The 17,779-nt window shown below is 38.6% G+C and carries 16 protein-coding genes and 3 pseudogenes; 12 read left to right on the forward strand and 7 right to left on the reverse strand.

All coding sequences use genetic code 11. From position 1 onward, the window contains the following. Positions 1 to 12 precede the first annotated feature (12 nt). Positions 13 to 312 (forward strand): hypothetical protein, encoded by a 300-nt coding sequence (locus N824_RS04060; RefSeq protein ID WP_048903862.1) that lies wholly within the window; start codon positions 13 to 15, stop codon positions 310 to 312. Between the two features lie 51 nt (positions 313 to 363). Beyond that, positions 364 to 801, forward strand: coding sequence for a tail fiber domain-containing protein (locus N824_RS04065; RefSeq protein WP_048903863.1), 438 nt, complete (start codon positions 364 to 366; stop codon positions 799 to 801). A 53-nt stretch (positions 802 to 854) separates the two neighbouring features. Here the strand turns inward: N824_RS04065 and N824_RS04070 are convergent, their stop codons facing one another. Both N824_RS04070 and N824_RS04075 read right to left on the reverse strand, forming a co-directional pair. After that, positions 855 to 3,170: a M1 family metallopeptidase gene (locus tag N824_RS04070; RefSeq protein WP_048903864.1), complete on the reverse strand. Its 2,316-nt coding sequence runs from the start codon at positions 3,168 to 3,170 to the stop codon at positions 855 to 857. 4 nt (positions 3,171 to 3,174) lie between these two features. Next, positions 3,175 to 3,762 (reverse strand): HupE/UreJ family protein, encoded by a 588-nt coding sequence (locus N824_RS04075; protein ID WP_048903865.1) that lies wholly within the window; start codon positions 3,760 to 3,762, stop codon positions 3,175 to 3,177. A 70-nt stretch (positions 3,763 to 3,832) separates the two neighbouring features. Here N824_RS04075 and N824_RS04080 point away from each other — a divergent pair, with 70 nt between their 5' ends. Continuing rightward, positions 3,833 to 4,309, forward strand: a complete 477-nt coding sequence (locus N824_RS04080) for a DUF6702 family protein (RefSeq protein WP_048903866.1) — start codon at positions 3,833 to 3,835, stop codon at positions 4,307 to 4,309. A 59-nt stretch (positions 4,310 to 4,368) separates the two neighbouring features. Here the strand turns inward: N824_RS04080 and N824_RS04085 are convergent, their stop codons facing one another. Further along, positions 4,369 to 5,412 (reverse strand): hypothetical protein, encoded by a 1,044-nt coding sequence (locus N824_RS04085; protein ID WP_048903867.1) that lies wholly within the window; start codon positions 5,410 to 5,412, stop codon positions 4,369 to 4,371. A 209-nt stretch (positions 5,413 to 5,621) separates the two neighbouring features. On the opposite strand from N824_RS04085, the gene N824_RS04090 reads away from it, so the two are divergent. The 6 genes from N824_RS04090 (at position 5,622) to N824_RS04115 (ending at position 12,701) form a co-directional block, all read left to right on the forward strand. After that, positions 5,622 to 7,715 carry a TonB-dependent siderophore receptor gene (locus N824_RS04090; RefSeq protein WP_048903868.1) on the forward strand — a complete coding sequence of 698 codons (2,094 nt, stop codon included), beginning with the start codon at positions 5,622 to 5,624 and terminating at the stop codon, positions 7,713 to 7,715. A gap of 29 nt (positions 7,716 to 7,744) precedes the next feature. After that, positions 7,745 to 8,827, forward strand: a complete 1,083-nt coding sequence (locus tag N824_RS04095) for an HmuY family protein (RefSeq protein WP_052334051.1) — start codon at positions 7,745 to 7,747, stop codon at positions 8,825 to 8,827. Between the two features lie 72 nt (positions 8,828 to 8,899). Beyond that, entirely contained in the window at positions 8,900 to 9,769 is an 870-nt protein-coding gene (locus tag N824_RS04100; protein ID WP_084498184.1) for a hemin ABC transporter substrate-binding protein, read from the forward strand. 11 nt (positions 9,770 to 9,780) lie between these two features. Further along, entirely contained in the window at positions 9,781 to 10,827 is a 1,047-nt protein-coding gene (locus tag N824_RS04105; protein WP_235206982.1) for an iron ABC transporter permease, read from the forward strand. Continuing rightward, complete coding sequence (locus N824_RS04110) at positions 10,828 to 11,610, forward strand: heme ABC transporter ATP-binding protein (protein ID WP_048903870.1); 783 nt, start codon at positions 10,828 to 10,830, stop codon at positions 11,608 to 11,610. Positions 11,611 to 11,672: 62 nt separating this feature from the next. After that, complete coding sequence (locus N824_RS04115) at positions 11,673 to 12,701, forward strand: hemin-degrading factor (RefSeq protein ID WP_048903871.1); 1,029 nt, start codon at positions 11,673 to 11,675, stop codon at positions 12,699 to 12,701. Positions 12,702 to 12,835: 134 nt separating this feature from the next. Here the strand turns inward: N824_RS04115 and N824_RS34010 are convergent. The 4 genes and pseudogenes from N824_RS34010 to N824_RS35370 all read right to left on the reverse strand — a co-directional run. Beyond that, positions 12,836 to 13,027 (reverse strand): annotated as a pseudogene (locus N824_RS34010) (oxidoreductase); the annotation flags it as partial. A gap of 99 nt (positions 13,028 to 13,126) precedes the next feature. Then, a pseudogene (locus tag N824_RS38210) lies at positions 13,127 to 13,730 on the reverse strand (oxidoreductase); the annotation flags it as partial. A 9-nt stretch (positions 13,731 to 13,739) separates the two neighbouring features. Continuing rightward, positions 13,740 to 14,492 (reverse strand): ABC transporter ATP-binding protein, encoded by a 753-nt coding sequence (locus N824_RS04125; RefSeq protein WP_048903872.1) that lies wholly within the window; start codon positions 14,490 to 14,492, stop codon positions 13,740 to 13,742. Further along, a pseudogene (locus tag N824_RS35370) lies at positions 14,489 to 15,228 on the reverse strand (MlaE family ABC transporter permease). The gene N824_RS04125 and the pseudogene N824_RS35370 overlap by 4 nt, the downstream one beginning before the upstream one ends. A 160-nt stretch (positions 15,229 to 15,388) precedes the next feature. On the opposite strand from N824_RS35370, the gene N824_RS04135 reads away from it, so the two are divergent. The 3 genes from N824_RS04135 to N824_RS04145 are packed head-to-tail and all read left to right on the forward strand — an operon-like array spanning position 15,389 to position 17,740. After that, positions 15,389 to 16,078 carry an SDR family oxidoreductase gene (locus N824_RS04135; protein WP_048903873.1) on the forward strand — a complete coding sequence of 230 codons (690 nt, stop codon included), beginning with the start codon at positions 15,389 to 15,391 and terminating at the stop codon, positions 16,076 to 16,078. Between the two features lie 20 nt (positions 16,079 to 16,098). Then, positions 16,099 to 16,806 carry a PspC domain-containing protein gene (locus tag N824_RS04140; protein WP_084498185.1) on the forward strand — a complete coding sequence of 236 codons (708 nt, stop codon included), beginning with the start codon at positions 16,099 to 16,101 and terminating at the stop codon, positions 16,804 to 16,806. Position 16,807: 1 nt separating this feature from the next. Further along, positions 16,808 to 17,740 (forward strand): LiaI-LiaF-like domain-containing protein, encoded by a 933-nt coding sequence (locus N824_RS04145; RefSeq protein ID WP_048903874.1) that lies wholly within the window; start codon positions 16,808 to 16,810, stop codon positions 17,738 to 17,740. Positions 17,741 to 17,779 lie beyond the last annotated feature (39 nt).

The raw sequence follows: 17,779 nt of genomic DNA on the forward strand, positions 1-17,779 counted from the left end.
CTACTTAGGTTTATGTTGAAAAAATTGACGGGCATACTTATTTTACTTTCATTTTTGCTGGTAAAGCACGTCTCGTTATTTACTGTAACCGACCATAAACAAACGGTATCCATCCATCATACCGATCAAGACACTGAGAATTCAGAAGAGGAAAAAGAATTAAAAAATCTGGAACTTACCGACGATGTTTTTATTCATCAGCCTATTGTAGATTTGGCGCATACCCTAACCTCCAAAAGGGTTAACTATAGCTTTGTATCGCGTACGGTCACCTCAGTTATTTCGCTACCATACCCCCCTCCTGAAATCTGATTGTAAATACTCTACAATCAAGATTCAAATATTACACAATAATTTTATTTTATGAGATATCCTTTAGTATCAAAAGGTGCCGTATTAGGCATTTTATTAAGCGCAGCTGCATTGTCAGTAAATGCACAAAAAATTGAAGAGCAAGAGTTAAAAGTAAACGTAGATAAGATTTCTAATTCTACTGAACACTTAAAAAACCTGCAGCCCGTAACTTTTAAATACGATGTACAAAAGTACAAACATCTTAAATTACCAGCTGGCGAGCAATATGGCTTCCTTGCGAGTAATGTACAGTCAGAATACCCTGCCATGGTTTATGAGGCTACTAAAATGTATAACCAGGGCAAGAACAACTCAAAAATTGCAAGATATAGCGAGGTACAATCAGAAAATCTGATCCCTGTACTTGTGGCGGCTATTAAAGAGCAGCAGGCAGAAATTGAGTTGCTTAAAAAAGAATTAAACCTCTTGAAAGAGAAGTCTAAATAGGTAGTTTTTTGTTTTAGTATCTTTGAAAAAGCCATCGAAAGATGGCTTTTTAATTAGTTCTGTTTTTTAGATTGCTGCATTGGGTTTGTTGCAGGCATCTGCTGTTCCTTAAATAATTCAAACCTGGTAGACTGGCTTTTTCTTGGCCAGGAGTTATTGCTCTCATCAATGTCGGCGGTTTCTCTACTTGGGTCTAATTGCACGGAAACAACTTCCTTATCCTTCGCAAAAACTTTGGTTATCTTGTTTTCATTCTTTCTCCATACATAGGCAGGAATTTTATCTGTTTCCTTACTGCCATCCTTAAATGTCCATTCAATGATCAATGGCATCACTAAGCCACCCAGGTTCGAGAATTCGAGCTCGTAAAAGTTCTTTTTGCTCTCATAGATTTTTTTTTCTTCTGCACCTAACGAGTTATAATAGCTTTGAAACTGCTCATCGGCAGTTTTACTGACTTCAAAGCGATCAAACTTATTATAAAAATCAAGCAAACTCGTGTCCTGCTCAATTGCAAACTTTATACCCTCAGCCTTATTACGTTCTCTGCTTAAGTATTTGTTGTCTTTGTCGTATGTTTTCTTGCTTTCTGCATTTTCAATAGCTTGTTTCATGCTATTCATACGATAATAACGCACATCATTCAATGAAATATCTACAGGATCAGTGCTAAAGAACCAACCTCTCCAAAACCAGTCAAGATCTACTGCCGAAGCATCTTCCATTGTTCTGAACAAGTCGGCAGGAGTAGGGTGTTTAAATGCCCATCGCGTTGCATACTCTTTAAAAGAATAATCAAAAAGCTCCCTGCCCATTATGGTTTCTCTTAAAATATTTAGCGCTGTGGCTGGTTTGGCGTAGGCATTAGGACCGAAATTTACAATGTTCTCGGAATTAGTCATAATCGGCTCCAACTGATCTTTCGGCATTTTCATGTAGTCTACAATCTTATGCGCCGGTCCTCGTTGAGAGGGATAATTATTGTCCCATTCCTGCTCTGCCATAAACTGGCAAAAAGTATTTAAACCCTCATCCATCCAGGTCCATTGCCTTTCGTCGGAGTTTACAATCATAGGAAAAAAATTATGACCTACCTCGTGGATAATTACACTGATTACACCATATTTAAGAGACTCTGTGTACGATCCGTCTTTTTCCGCACGACCATGATTAAAGCAGATCATAGGATATTCCATTGCATTAGAGGCTTCAACAGATATTGCAACAGGATATGGATAAGGAATGGTGTGTTTAGAATATGATTTTAAAGTATGCGCTACTACCTTGGTTGAATACCTGCTGTATATCGGATAAGCTTCAGGGCCATAATATGACATGGCCATTGTTTTTTTTCCGTCGATGTAAGTTGCCATAGCATCCCAAACCAACCTTCTTGAGGATACCCACGCAAAATCCCTTACATTTTCGGCCACATAAGTCCATGTCTTTTTCCCGGTAGCCTTTTTTGTAATAGCTGATTTTGCCTCGCTAAGGTTTATAATTTCCAGGGGGGCTTTTGCTGTTTGTGCTTCATTCCATCTCTTTAAGCTGGTTGCGCTTAAAACCTGCGGGTAGTTCTGGCATTCGCCTGTTGCCCCAACTACGTGGTCAGCCGGAACAGTCATGTTTACCTTGTAGTTCCCAAAAACCAGGGCAAACTCACCTCTGCCTTCAAATTGCTTGTTTTGCCATCCCTGGAAATCAGAATAAACAGCCAGGCGTGGAAACCATTGTGTAATGGTAAACAAATAATTGTCGTCCTGAGGAAAATACTCATAACCACCTCTTCCATGGACAATCTTACGATCAGAGATGTTGTAATTCCATGTGATTTTTAACTTATATTTTTCCTTAGGTTTAAGCACCACAGGCAAATCAATCCGTAACATCGTATTGTTGATCACGTAGGGAAGAGGAGTACCCTTCTCATCGGTAATTTTAATGATTTTCACACCGAGATCATCATTACGGCCAATAATATCAGAGAAGTCATCTAATGTCATCTTCTCTTTTATTTTGCTGGTTTGTGTAAGCTTATTATCGCTTGTGGCTTTATTCTGATTCTCATCAAGTTGAACCCATAAATAACTTAAAGGATCTGGCGAATTATTATAATAAGTGATCGTTTCAGATCCATTTAAACGAAGGTTCTTTTCATCCAGTTCCGCATTAATTTCATAATCTGCCCTTTGTTGCCAATAAGCAGGCCCTGGTGCCCCAGATGCAGAGCGGTAATAATTTGGATCAGAAAGCATTGTACCCAACTGTTCAAATTTATTCCCGTGGTTTGAACCCGGATTATTTAATGATTGTGCGTATATGGAAGCATTAAAAAGCAATGCAGCAGTTAGAAGTAACAGTTTCTTCATTTCGTTAGTTAAGGATTGCAGGTAAGCGTTCGGCCGCCATTACAAATGATATCCCAAATATAGCGGATGAAAGGAAGAAATTCCAGTCCCACCGCTTAATTTTTACGATCATAATAAGGATAAATGACAGGATGAGTACACCGAAAACGATTAGTATTTGCCCAAATTCCAACCCAAGGTTAAAGGCAAGTAACTCCACAACGATGTTGGTAGTTTTGCCAAGCAGACTTTTTAGGTAGTTAGAGAAACCCATGCCATGTATTAATCCAAAGATGAGTGCTAATGTATATTTTAGCCTTATGGCCTTGGGTTTCGGTTTTTTATTAAAGATGTTAGCTAATGCAGTTATCATAATTGTAACCGGAATTAAAAATTCTATAAGTGCGGTGTTTACATGCACAACATTTAACACACTCAGGGCTAAAGTAATGCTGTGGCCCACGGTAAATGCGGTAACCAAAATTAGTACTCTTTTCCAATCGGAGAGGGTATATACACCACAAAGAGCAAGTAAGAAAAGTATGTGATCGTAGCCTTTCCAGTCTAAAATATGGTGCCAGCCAAGATCAAAATAGAGATTGAAATCTTGCATTATAGTTTAAAGTTGTAATTTTGAATACAGAATAGCAAGAATTATTCTATTTTATATCTACCTATACAAAATGTTACAACTTATTTTATTTTTTTGGTTAAATATTTTTCATCCGTTTTACGTTAGCGTAACCGAGGTAGATCATAACCAAAAAACGAAAACTGTACAGGTAAGTGTGCGTGTATTTTTTGATGATTTTGAAAATGCTCTTGATAAACGTTATAAAACAAATATCAACATTTTGAAACCTAAAGATCGTAAACAGGTAGACGGGCTCATTTCCGATTACATAAAAAGCCATTTGCAGATTAAGGCTGATAACAAATCGCTCACCCTAAAATACCTGGGATATCAAATTGAAGAAGATGCCGCCTGGTGCTATTTTGAAAGCGAAAAAATTGAAAGCATACAAAAACTAGATATTCAAAACAACATACTGTTTGAACAGCATGATTCACAGATCAATATGATTCATGCAACGGTCAACGGAAAGCGAAAAAGCACCAAACTTGATAATCCGGAAAGGTCAGTAGCGTTTTCATATTAATCGTAAATAAAAAATGGGAGCATTTTTAAATGCTCCCATTTTTTAAATCTTTATATCGTTTATTGGTATTGAATGTAAACCGGAACAGGTTTCAGTTTCATCAATTCCTCAGGAGTCATTAAGCGCTTAGGATCTTTTTTCAAATCATTTTTATAGAATAATTTGAAACCAGTAAACTGAACAGGCTCAGAGAAAATAAAGTGACGGTAAGTTCCTTTTTTAAGCTCTGGTTCACCCCATCCATCCATATGCATTACAATTTGAACTTCCGGACGAAGTTTTATGTTTTGAGAATTGGTAACCATCTTTTTTGTAAAACGGTGAACCACGAATACTTTTGGAGGTAAATTGTATTTCTTTACAAGATTAGTTAAATACTGAGAAACATAGTTGATATCTGCAGCATCATAAGTTCCGATTTTTTTACCTGGCAGCGAACCGTCTTTCATAGAAAACTCAGGGTCTATACCTAAATGCACAAATGGTAGTTGCAGGTATTTTTCTATATGTGGCAACTCTGCCTTGATGTTACTAAGTGCTACCTGTAAATCTAAAAATACGATGGTATTAGGACGCATTTTAGCGATGCTCAATACAGAGTCAATCTGTGAGTTGGCCATACGGTTGATGTATTTGCCATCTCTGCCCGGCGTACCACTTGCTACAGCAGCAATGTAATGTAAACCTGGCTGTACGGGAGTAGTAGGGTCAACTTTTTCCCAATGTTTAACTTCAGCATCCAATCTTTTCCACATCTCTTTTGGAGCATATTCGCCCAGGGCCCCCATTTTTTTAGAGTGCAAATTTCCATAATAAACCACAATACGTTTAAATGGTAGTATAGCACCTGCAAGTGGGTACGGTTGTTTTTTAACCGGCCATTTACCTGTTGTATCCCCATTGGCTAACTTTGCCATAATTGCATCATACTTTGCAGTGTCAATCGGTCCCCGCAAATCTTCTTTTGTTTCGGTTGCTGTCGAATCTCCAGGAGCATCTTTTGTTTGGCCATTGGCCTTTTTAATGTCCGAGGTGCAGCTTATAAATACACCAATTGAAGCCATTCCGACTAAAAGCATCCCTGCTAGATGAGATAATTTCATTTTTTATACTTGTTTTTTATGGTAAGATAAGATGTAAATGTCAGTTCCTAGCCGACAATAAAATTTTTTACAAGTATACCACTATACACAGTAATAAAAAAGCTGGTTATCAGGGTTAATTAAAATTTTTCTATTTATTATTTGTAATTAGTCTAAATAAGTTCCTATACTTGTGGTGTTATTTAAAATTATTCTAAATAGATCGGTTAATGAGAATTGGATTACTAATAATGGTTGTATTTTTTATCGTTTCAACAACACAAGCACAAGAGAAAGATGCGGGTAGGAAATTGAAAAGCGATACAGCAGCCAATTCTCTAAAGGAAGTTGTCGTTACGGGCGAATATCAGCCTCAATCATTAAGAAATTCAGTTTACAGAACACGTGTTATTAATTCAGAGCGTATTCGCTTGCGTGCTGCAACAAACATTCAGCAAGTGTTAAATACAGAGTTAGGGTTCAGGTTTTCTAATGACATGGCGCTAGGTACAAGCGACGTAACTTTAATGGGCATGTCGGGCAGAAACGTTAAGATTCTTTTAGATGGCGTACCTATGATAGACAGGGGAGACACCAGAGAGAGTTTAAATCAAATAGACATCAACTCCATTGAGCGCATAGAGATAGTAGAAGGACCACTTTCGGTTTCTTATGGTACCGATGCACTGGCAGGTGTAATTAATATCATTACAAAAAGAGCAGTTAAAGAAACATTAAGCCTCAATGCGAGGGTGCAAGAGGAAACAGTGGGCAATGAATATTCTGCGTTCAGTAAAAAAGGGTCTCACTTGCAACACGTAGGTGCAAGTTGGCAAAATAACGGCTGGACTGCCCTTGGGGGTGTAACACATAACGATTTTAATGGTTTTAACAGTGCACCTGCTTTGGCTACTGCCGCACAGATAGCTGCTGATATTAATCGCTGGAAACCTAAAGAACAATGGTTGGGAAATGGCCGTCTGGGTTATAATGGTGATAAATTAAATGTATGGTACCGGATAGATTATGCTGATGAGACTATTTTAAGCAAGGGCGGCTATAACCCAAACATTTTTAAAGCTGTTAATCAAAAATACATCACCAACAGGTACACCCAGCAAATACAGGGTGACTATAAGCTAACTGATAAATTACAGCTTAGTGGCATACTTGGTTATGCTAACTTAAAGCGTACTACCAGAAGTGTATTGCACGACTATTCTACAGGAAAGGAAGAATTGTCTACTGGTGCCGGCGAGCAGGATATATCTAAATTCCAATCCACATCGGTTCGTGCAACCGCCCAATATAGGTTATCAGATAGGTGGTCTTTTCAACCTGGTATAGAGGTTAATCTGGATGGTTCAAGTGGGGCAAGAATTAAGGGAGATCCTTCTATTAATGATTATGCTTTCTTTGTATCTTCTGAGTGGAAGGTTACAGATGGTGTAACCATAAGACCAGGTGTCCGCTTTATAAAAAACTCAGTTTACGATGCACCTCCTGTAATTCCATCTCTTAATACAAAATTCAGGTTAAATAAAGATATTGATTTACGTTTGGGTTATGCAAGCGGTTTCCGCTCGCCTGCCTTACGCGAACTGTACTACGACTTCTTTGATGCCAGCCATTCTATTTTAGGAAACCAAAGCCTTAAAGCAGAACAGTCACATAGTTTTACCGGATCGCTGACTTTTACCAGGTTGCATAATGAGCATACTGATTTCCGCTCCGTTGTAAGTGGCTTTTATAATACTTTCAGAAACAGAATAGATTTTGGTCTTTCCGCTGCTGACCCTACAATTACCACCCTTATAAACGTTTCACGCTACAAAACGACGGGAGGGACTTTTGAAAACACTTTAACGCTTAATGATTTTCAGGTTTCCCTGGGGCTTTCCTATATCGGTATTAATAACCGGTTTGTAGCCGATGCTCCCAAGCCCGGTGAATCTGATGAATTTGCATGGACTCCTGAGGTGAACAGCAACATCACTTACACCTTTTCCAAGATTGGCACAACTGTAAATCTGGCATATAAGTTTTCGGGGAGAAGACCTTTTTATCAACTAAATACGGTTAGTGGAATTGATCGGGTTAGTCTTGAAAAAACAGGTTCTTACAGCACTGCCGACCTGATGATCAATAAAAAAATATTTAAATCTCTTAATCTGAATGCAGGAGTTAAAAACCTGTTCGATGTAACTACCATTAGCAGCACATCGGTTGCAACTGGTTCGGCACACTCAACGGGTGGTCCGGTGCCATTGAATTATGGGCGCTCCTATGTAGTAGGGTTAAGTTTTAACTGGAACAAGAATTAGATTATTAATTATTATAAACGTATAAAATCATGAACAAAATTACTAAACTCATTGCCCTATTGTGTTTTGCTACAGTCTTTACTTCTTGCAGTAAAGATCAGGATCCAATAGTGGAGGTTCCGGTATCGGATGGGACGACATTAACCCTGAATGGAATAGCTGGTGCCGAAGCCGGCAGCAGTGCTGCAAACAGCGTTTATGTAGATTTAAGTGGGGCCCAACAAACAGAAGTGCTTCGTAACAGCTGGGCTTTAGGTTTTTATTCTGGTAATGATTTTAAAGTTGTTCTGAACGGAACTTCAGGGGCATCGGCAAAGAAATTAGAGAAGACAGATTTAAATGCCGTAACTGAATCCGATTTTAACCTGTCTGATTTAACAATTGCGCTTGGTGAGACAGGAGCTAAGGCTGAAGTTGAATTCAAGAAATTTGATGATCCCAGAGAAACCAGCATCCTTAATAAAACAGTAATTGAAACCATCTCGGCAACAGATTCAGAAAATAAGGTATACATAGTTAGTCCGGTTGGTGGTAGTCATAGCTCAGTAATAAGTGCACAGACTGTTTACAAGGTAAGGGTTCTTCGTAAGGCCAACGGATATACTTTGGAATATGCCAAGCTAAAGGAAACTACTTTTAAATCTGTCGATATTGTTAAGGATGCAAATTCTAACTATAGCTTTTTCTCTCTTACTGATGGAAAAGCGGTAAACGTAGAGCCTGTAAAAGCCAACTGGGACCTGGTATGGACCTGGACCATGTATTATGGCACAAATGCGGATGGTATTTTCCCATATAGCTTTTCAGATATCGTTTTTACAAATAGCCTTAATGGTGTACAGGTGGCGCAGGTTAAAACTTCTGCAGTAAGTTACGCTGATTTTTCTGAGTCAAACCTTAGTGCTTTAACCTTCAGTGCAAACAGAGATGCGATCGGCGATAAATGGAGAAATACAACCGGTACCGCAGTAGGTGTAAAAACTGATTCGTTTTACATTGTAAAAGATGGCGCCGGTAACATATATAAATTGAAATTTAACAGTTTTCATGCAAGCGACGGTGGGGTGCGCGGCAAGCCTGTAGTAGAATATAAACTCGTTAAAAAAGGATAAAAGTTTGGTTTAGTTTGGTTAGATGAGGATGCTTTCGGCCCCCCCGAAAGCTCCTCTTTTTAAACACTTATTATGAAAAAAATAGTATTGTTGATGGTTGCTGTTGCCATGTTTAGTGCATGCAGAAACACTACCGAAAATAACACAGGCAGGCAACTGCCGGATAGTGTGAAGATTGTTTCTTTAAATGGAACTGTAAGTGAAATAGTTGCAGGACTGGGTTTAGAAAAAAACATTGTAGGAACGGATATAACAAGCAGCTATCCTGAAAGCTTAAAAAGCAAGCCTAAGGTAGGCCACAATAGTAAGATCAATGTCGAGGGCGTTTTGTCGCTTCAACCTGATGTCGTTGTTGCTATTGACAAAGAAGTATCTCCACAGCTTGCCACCCAGTTTAAAACTGCGGGCATTAAATTATTATTGTTTAAGCAAGAATTCTCACTAGATGGGGCTAAGAATTTAATCCGCTCCGTTGGCGATAGCTTATTGCAGCAAACCAAGGCAGATTCCTTAATTAAGGTATTTGATACGGAAGTAGCAGCTGCTCAAAAGCAAATAACCAATACAAAAAAAGCTAAAGTGCTGTTTATTTATGCCCGCGGTACTGGAACGATGATGGTTGGCGGCTTAGGTACACAAGTAGATAAAGTGATTGAATTAGCCGGAGCACAAAATGCAGTAACCGGATTTTCTGAATATAAGCCTTTAACCTCCGAAGCACTTGTTAAAGCTAACCCCGATGTAATCTTGTTGTTTGATGACGGATTGCAAAGTTTAGGCGGTACGCAAGGTTTGGAAACAGTTCAGGGTATAGCCCAAACAAATGCAGGTAAAAACAAGAAGTTCATCACTATGGATGGTGCTTTGTTGACCGGTTTTGGTTTGCGTTTAGGTAAGGCAATAACAGAGCTGTCTGATAAAATCAACAACGCGGTTAAATAGAGAAAATAGGGGTGATTAAAAAAACAGGATATATTATTGTACTGCTTGCGGTAGTTCTGGTGGTAACCATGGTGGTTTCTTCTTGCATTGGTGCTGTGGATATCAGTTTCTCAGAACTGTTGTCTATTATAAGTTACCATACAAGATTATCCGATCACCAGGGTTTTACTTCGCAACAGGAATCTGTGTTTTTTAATCTTCGTTTGCCAAGAGTACTGTTGGGTAGTCTTATTGGCGCTGCATTGGGCGTTTCTGGAGCTGCTATTCAGGGTTTATTTCGCAATCCCCTTGCAGAACCTGGTTTAATAGGAATATCATCGGGTGCGACATTGTTTGCTGTAATTATGATCGTGCTTGAGGTCAACATCTTTAAAAACCTTACAGGTACATTAAGTTTTTACGCCTTATCCATTGCAGCATTTATAGGTGCGGGTATCACTACAATGATCGTTTATCGCATTGCGATGAAGAATGGTAAAACGGTTATCACAACTTTATTACTGGCCGGATTGGCAATTAATGCATTGGCAAATTCGTTTATTGGATTAATGACGTACATGGCTACCGATGCACAATTAAGAAACATTACTTTTTGGAACCTTGGAAGTTTAGGCGGTGCCAGCTGGCAAACTGTAAGTGCATTGTTACCCTTTGTTTTAATACCTATTGTTACCCTTCCTTTTTTTGCCAAGTCTTTAAATGCATTGGCTCTTGGAGAACCCCAGGCGTTGCATATGGGTGTAAATGTTAAAGTAGTTAAACGGATGATCATTATCCTGGCGACCATGGCTGTAGGTGCTTCTGTTGCCATGGCTGGAATTATTGGATTTATCGGTTTAATTATTCCACATATAATAAGGATGACATTTACAGCTGATCATAGATTGGTAATTCCAGGATCAGCATTACTTGGTGGGGCTTTATTAACCGGGGCGGATCTTATTGCAAGAACAATAGTGGCTCCGGCGGAACTTCCAATAGGCATATTGACTGCAATGATTGGTGTGCCTGTATTTATATATATTATTATTTCTGAGAAAAATAAAAACAACCTATAGATGATCCGAGTAGAAGAACTTACCTATAAAGTAGGAAACAGAAAATTGGTAGATGGGTTGAGCTTTGAGGCTCACTCTGGCGAAATGCTGGCTATTTTAGGGGCTAATGGTGCTGGTAAAAGTACTTTAATGAAATTGCTTTGCAGAGAGATAAGGCCATCGGCAGGTAAGGTGTTTATTAAGGGAAAAGAGCTGATGAATTACAGGCTTGAAGACCTGGCAAAGACAAGAGCTGTGCTTTCTCAGCACAATACCATTTCAGTTTCTTTTGTTGTCGATGAACTGGTAATGATGGGAAGGTATCCACATTTTGATCAGAAGCCAGCTGCAAATGATTTTTCGGTAGTAAGAAGAGTGATGCAGGATACAGGAATAAGCCATTTATCGGGCCGAGATTATAATACGCTTTCAGGGGGTGAACAACAAAGGGTTCAATTGGCGAGGGTTATTGCACAGGTTTATGATAGTCCGAATGCTTGTTTGTTATTAGATGAGCCTACAAACGGTCTTGATATTCAGTTTCAGCAGCAGATTATGGTGCTGGCGCGTAAACTGGCCGATAGGGGGTATTGCGTGATCTGCATTTTGCATGATATCAACTATGCTTCTCGCTTTGCAGACAGAATATTGATGCTGAAAAATGGTAAAAAAGTAGCCGAAGGGATGCCTGTTGAAGTGATCAATTGTGATAATATCCATGAGACTTTTAGCATTAAAGTAAAGCTAATGGCATGCGAAGATTATAATTGTCCGCTGGTTATACCAGCTACTAGTGTAAGCTAAAAAAGGTGTATCATGAATACACCTCAATTTAAAATGAAACGAATTAATTAAAACAGGATAAAATGGAAAAGATATTAGATTTAAAAAGCCAGTGGGAAGCCTTTAAAACAGAAAACCCAAAAGTCCGTATCAGAGATGTAGCAAAACAACTTGGTACCAGCGAAGCTGAATTAATTGCAACAACTGTAAATTCAACAGCTATCCGTTTGCAGGACCAGTTCCAGGAAATATTAAAAGAAGTTGAAAGCTTAGGTTATGTAATGGCTTTAACACGTAATGACTTTTGTGTTCATGAACGTAAAGGAATCTATAAAAAAGTATCTTTCAAAGGAATGATGGGGTTGGCAGTAAATCCTGATATTGATTTGCGGTTATTTATGAGCGCATGGAAATCGGCCTTTGCTGTTAATGAGAATGACCGTAAAAGTCTCCAGTTTTTTGGCAAGGATGGAGAGGCGGTACACAAAATCTACTTAACCGATACGAGTGATGCTGACGCTTATGAGGTATTGGTTAAAAAATACACGGCCGAAGATCAGCGTGCTGCACTGGAAATAATTACCGAGAAAGTGGCCGTGGTAGAAAAACCAGATCAGGAAGTTGATGCCGAAGCATTTAAAAAGGAATGGCTGGCACTAAAGGATACGCACGATTTTCATGGTTTATTAAGAACCCATGGGTTAAGTCGTACACAGGGTTTGCGTTTAGCACCGGAAGGCCTTGCTACACAAATTACAACCGATTCTTTGAAAGCAATTTTAACCAGAGCATCAGAAACTGATCTGGAAATAATGGTTTTTACCTCAAATGCGGGCTGTATCCAGATTCATACCGGCCTTGTAAAGAAACTGGTTCAGACAGGTCCGTGGTTTAACGTTCTTGATCCTGAATTTAACATGCACCTTCGTGAAGATGGGATTGCCAACGTATGGTTAGTTAAAAAGCCAACAGATGATGGTATTGTAACCAGTGTCGAAGTATTTGATAAAGAAGGGAACATCATTGTTCAGTTTTTTGGAAAACGTAAACCTGGTATTCCTGAAAATGAGAATTGGAGAGTGATCGCAAATGAATTAGCTGTAATTGCATAAACAGCAAAAGAAACTTAAGCAGTAAGGTGTTACTGGGTTTAAGTGTGTTTTAAAGGCGTCGGTTTAGGTCCCGGCGCCTTTTTTTATTTTTAAAATCAATTCCTTCGTTCGGGATGACGGTGTGTACCACTTCTTTATTTGAAAGTATTGAATTTTCCAAAAACTCCCAATGGTAATTTAATACCCGAAGTTGCCTGCAAATACAATTCTCCTGTTTCAAGATTTCTTACCTGAGGGAATGAAGTTTTAATCAGATTCTCTACAATAACAGAAGAAAAACCTAATGAGTAAGTGTTTAAGATCAAAAAGTGTTCTTCTTCATCAAGCAWMNGARMAWCWKMYTRMNANNTCATTYCCTSARNTAWKKTMWTNNCCNNAGTTKCCWKYWMWYRCMATTYKSSYSWTKNCMARAAKNNCAGGWKKRYSTWWKMYAATTCCGTTATATTTTTTACCGCGTTTAAGCTCTCTTTTTACAAACTTTAAGGCGTCTTCAACTACCCATCGCACATCCTTAAGTTTAGAGAGCTCCTGGTTTTCATTAGCCCAGTTGACCACTTGTTTAATAGAATCAACGTGAGTAGTGTCTGCTCCGGCAGCTTTCGCAATTAACGATGCAGCACCGGTATAGGCAAATAAGTTTAATACTTTAGGGCTTGGCGTTTTAAATTTCTTTATTGATGAAGAGATATAGTCCCAATTTACCGCCTGTTCAGGGAAAACGCCAACATGTTTAAATGAGGTTAATCCTAACCGGAGGTTAATACTTACATCATCATTTTTGTATTCAACATTCCATCGGTCTGGCAAATGAGCCGAGTTTTTAACCCATTCTCCGGAGGTAGCAGAGCGGCCTTTAAATCGGATGTGTGTTTGTTTTTTCCAGTCTTGCTCAGACAAGGTCTTTTTCCATACCGCTTGGGGCTCAGGTCTGGACAGTACCAGGTTACCGAAACGTTCTAATTTTTCAAAATCACCACAATCAATCAGCTCATAATCTTTCCAATGCGTGGGTGTTAGCAGGCTTATCATAATTATATATTAAAACTTTCCTTTTGCAGCCTTCATAAAGCGGCTTGCAAAAACGAAATCATTTAGTTCTTGAATTTCAGTATGGGCAATTTCTTTGTTAGAACCTTCCCAGAATTTCTTGCCTTCGTGCAAGAAAAGAATATAGTCGCCGATGCCCATTACTGAGTTCATATCATGAGTAACAACTATGGTTGTCGTGTTGTATTCTTCAGTAAGCTCTTTGATCAGCTCATCGATTACAATCGAAGTTTTAGGATCAAGTCCAGAGTTTGGCTCATCAACAAACAAATACTTTGGGTTCATGGCAATAGCGCGGGCAATACCCACACGTTTCTTCATGCCACCGGAAAGTTCCGCAGGAAACAGCTTGTTTTTTCCTTCAAGGTTTACACGTTCCAAACAGAAATTTACACGCTCCAGCTTTTCCTTACGTTCCTGATCGGTAAACATATTTAAGGGGAACATGATGTTTTCTTCAACAGTCATCGAGTCAAATAGAGCTGAACCCTGAAATAGCATACCTATCTCTTTTCTGATCTCTATCTTTTCTTCGAAGTTCATGGTGGTAAACTCGCGGCCATCGTATTCTACACTTCCTTCTTCAGGGTGGTGCAGGCCAATCATACATTTAAGTAGTGTGGTTTTACCCGAGCCAGAGCCTCCAATGATCAGGTTGGTTACACCAGCTTCAAACTTACCGGAAATTCCCTGTAGTACTTTGTTGCTGCCAAACGATTTGTGTATGTCCTTAATCTCGATCATAATAATAACTGGGTTACAATGTAATCACATGCCAATATAGTAATACAGCTAACAACAACAGCTCTTGTACTTGCCTGGGCTACCTCAAGTGCACCACCTTTGACATAAAAACCWTSMYMKGCNWKKWWMCKAARWSATNMTRWMKCCRRAWACMAWTKYYYTWACMARKSYTWSRMYAWTRRTRTNWKKRYYAWWATYWSTASTNNTWCMYTGGANNWRTAWTNGRCANNRSARAWWSMSYKCCAGATAAAGTACCGCCAATGTACCCACCGGTAATGCTTAGGAACATAGACATAATTACCAATAAAGGAACCATGGTGATCCCTGCAATGATTTTTGGCAGGATAAGATAACCGGGAGAGTTGATTCCCATAATCTCAAGCGCATCAATCTGTTCGCTCACACGCATTGTCCCAATTTCAGAGGAAATTGCAGAACCAATTTTACCGGCCAAAACAATAGCGGTAATGGTAGGACTAAGCTCAAGAATACTTGAATCTCTGTTTACAGAACCGATAATGGTTTTAGGAATGAAGTCGCTAACTAACTGGAAGGCAATTTGTAATGTCATTACTGCTCCAATGAAAGTAGAAATAATGGCAATAAGCCCCAGGGAACCTACCCCTACAAAATCCATTTGTTTAAAGATGGCCTTCAAGTATATTTTAAACTTTTCGGGCTTTCTAAATACCGCTTTCAATAAAAGTAGGTACCTGCCAAAATTGGTGAAATTCATTCAATGAAAAATTAGCTATAGTATTTGTGCAATATTATTACAAAGAAACAATAAAAAGTTGAAATCGTTGTAATCCCTTTTTCTAACCAATCTTTGGCTATTAATGTTTTGCCATGCGGCGCTTTTTTGTATTATTGTGTTAAATAAACATGTTTAAACAATGAATGCAATTATTACCGGCGCTACGAAGGGTATTGGAAAGGCCATTGCAATAAAACTTGCAGAGAGTGGATATGATTTAGCAGTGTGTTCAAGAAATAAGACTGAACTGGATAGTTTTGCAGAAGAGTTAAAGTGTACAGGCGTTAAAATATTTACTTATCAGGCAGATTGCAGCATTAAAGAAGATGTATATGCATTTTGTAATGCCGTAAAAAAAGAGATGCCGGAGGCAGATGTGTTAGTGAATAATGCGGGCATGTTTTTGCAAGGTTCTATACTTGATGAGGCTGATGATCAGCTGGAAAAGCAAATAAATCTGAACCTTAACGCAGCTTATTACTTATCAAAGTTTTTTGGTAAAATGATGCGCACACAGCAATCAGGCCACATTTTTAACATATGTTCAGTAGCCAGTAAACAAAATGCAGAAAATGCAGGTAGCTATAGTGTAACTAAAGCAGCATTGCTAAGTCTTAATAGTGTATTTAGGGAGGAATTATCAAAATACAACGTTAAGGTAACAGCTGTATTGCCAGGTTCAACACTAACATCATCGTGGGAGGGAACAGAAATCCCGGCTGATCGTTTTGTACAACCAGAAGATATTGCGAATACCATATACACCATTTTAAATTTAAGCGGTGGCGTAAATGTTGATGAGATAACTATAAAGCCGATACAGTTTTAAAATATAGGAGGAAATATATTATGGACAAGAGATTATTTAGAAATGAGCATGAGAAAGTAATTGCAGGTGTATCATCTGGAGTTGCGGAGTACATGGAGGTGGATGTGACGATAATCAGATTATTGTTCGTACTCTCAACCATCTTTTTAGTTGGAACAGGGATTTTGGTGTATATCATCATGTGGATTGTGGTACCTGTGAATAACGATCCGACAAAAAGATTTTCAAAATTCAATGAGTTTTATAAAGGACCACAGAATAACCCTTTTAACTCGCCAAATGCGTTTTCGCAGCCGTATCAAACCCCGGAAACATCAAATTCATCGCAGTCACAAGCATGGACTTCATCTACAGTAAGTGATGCCGGTTTTACTGCGGAACCGAAACAGCCTGAATTTAAACCCTATCAGAAAAGTGATACAGGACGAACCGTAGGGGGATTGTTTTTACTGGTAATAGGTCTGTATTTTCTGATGAATGAGTTTAATATTATCCCTTTCTGGTTTAGTATAGGCAAGTTATGGCCACTTGTATTTGTTGCCATTGGGGTAAGCTTTATTCTTAAATCTAAAAGAAAAGATGCCTGGGAAGAGTGGAAGAAACAAAATCCTCAGGAAGGACCAACAACTGATCCTGTAAGCCCTCCACCTACACCAACAGACATACCAGGAAATTCAAATACTGGCGAAAGTAATACAGACGATAGATTCACCAAAAAAGATATATAAGATGAAACTGGATAGAATAATGTGGGGTATAGTACTGCTTTTTATAGGTGGGGTACTCCTTTTAGAAAATTTTCATATAATTGATTTTTACTGGCGCAATGTTTGGCGTTTCTGGCCAATATTTTTAATCATCGCAGGTGTAAATATTCTTTTTAACAGAAATAAATCCCAGATAGGTGGAATAGTATCTATCGCAATCCTTGTTGTAACCTTAGGTGTTTTGTTTTACAAAGGTCAACAAACTCCTGAGAGTAAAAGATGGGCGGATGTTAACATTGAGGACAGTGTAGATTTTGATAACAACGATACTGAACACTTAAGCTTCTCGCATCCTTTTACCGATTCTGCCTCTACTAAAACTGTTTTGAATGTTTCTGGGGGTGGAACATCTTTCGACCTAAAAGGACCTACAGATAGTTTAATTACTGCAGATGTACAGAAAAGAGGAGGAACCTTTTCATTGCAAACAGAAAAAACTGATAGTATCACTACAGTGAACTTTAAAATGAAGGGCAATTCGAAATGGAATATGGGTGACGGGGGGAATGATGTTAAAATGAAATTAAACATTAAACCTACCTGGGAAATCCATATGAACATGGGGGCCGGAGAAGTGAATTTCGATCTCTCGGAATACAAAGTGCGCGCTTTCAACTTTGATGGTGGTGCCGCTGCACTTGATATTAAGATTGGAGATTTGCTGCCCATTACAGATGTAAATGTGAAAACAGGTGTTGCAGATGTTAAAATCAAAATCCCAACAAATTCGGGATGCAGGATTAAAACCAAAACCGGACTTTCATCAAGAGATTTTACAGGTTTCACCAAATTAGAAGACGGCACTTACGAAACACCGAATTATAAAGCTTCAGCTAAAAAGATATTTATCAATTTAGATGGAGGATTGAGTAGCTTTGAGGTAAATCGTTATTAATCGATTTATCGCGCTTAAATTGCGACAAGCTAACTCTTA

Source organism: Pedobacter sp. V48 (assembly GCF_000523515.1).
Taxonomy (GTDB): domain Bacteria; phylum Bacteroidota; class Bacteroidia; order Sphingobacteriales; family Sphingobacteriaceae; genus Pedobacter.

Bases quoted from the DNA above. Each gene is read 5' to 3' on its own strand.
- N824_RS04135 (WP_048903873.1), top strand. From the start codon at position 15,389: ATGAATGCAATTATTACCGGCGCTACGAAGGGTATTGGAAAGGCCATT.
- N824_RS04085 (WP_048903867.1), bottom strand. From the start codon at position 5,412: ATGAAATTATCTCATCTAGCAGGGATGCTTTTAGTCGGAATGGCTTCA.
- N824_RS04090 (WP_048903868.1), top strand. From the start codon at position 5,622: ATGAGAATTGGATTACTAATAATGGTTGTATTTTTTATCGTTTCAACA.
- N824_RS04095 (WP_052334051.1), top strand. From the start codon at position 7,745: ATGAACAAAATTACTAAACTCATTGCCCTATTGTGTTTTGCTACAGTC.
- N824_RS04070 (WP_048903864.1), bottom strand. From the start codon at position 3,170: ATGAAGAAACTGTTACTTCTAACTGCTGCATTGCTTTTTAATGCTTCC.
- N824_RS04140 (WP_084498185.1), top strand. From the start codon at position 16,099: ATGGACAAGAGATTATTTAGAAATGAGCATGAGAAAGTAATTGCAGGT.
- N824_RS04060 (WP_048903862.1), top strand. From the start codon at position 13: ATGTTGAAAAAATTGACGGGCATACTTATTTTACTTTCATTTTTGCTG.
- N824_RS04145 (WP_048903874.1), top strand. From the start codon at position 16,808: ATGAAACTGGATAGAATAATGTGGGGTATAGTACTGCTTTTTATAGGT.
- N824_RS04110 (WP_048903870.1), top strand. From the start codon at position 10,828: ATGATCCGAGTAGAAGAACTTACCTATAAAGTAGGAAACAGAAAATTG.
- N824_RS04080 (WP_048903866.1), top strand. From the start codon at position 3,833: ATGTTACAACTTATTTTATTTTTTTGGTTAAATATTTTTCATCCGTTT.
- N824_RS04125 (WP_048903872.1), bottom strand. From the start codon at position 14,492: ATGATCGAGATTAAGGACATACACAAATCGTTTGGCAGCAACAAAGTA.
- N824_RS04075 (WP_048903865.1), bottom strand. From the start codon at position 3,762: ATGCAAGATTTCAATCTCTATTTTGATCTTGGCTGGCACCATATTTTA.
- N824_RS04100 (WP_084498184.1), top strand. From the start codon at position 8,900: ATGAAAAAAATAGTATTGTTGATGGTTGCTGTTGCCATGTTTAGTGCA.
- N824_RS04065 (WP_048903863.1), top strand. From the start codon at position 364: ATGAGATATCCTTTAGTATCAAAAGGTGCCGTATTAGGCATTTTATTA.
- N824_RS04115 (WP_048903871.1), top strand. From the start codon at position 11,673: ATGGAAAAGATATTAGATTTAAAAAGCCAGTGGGAAGCCTTTAAAACA.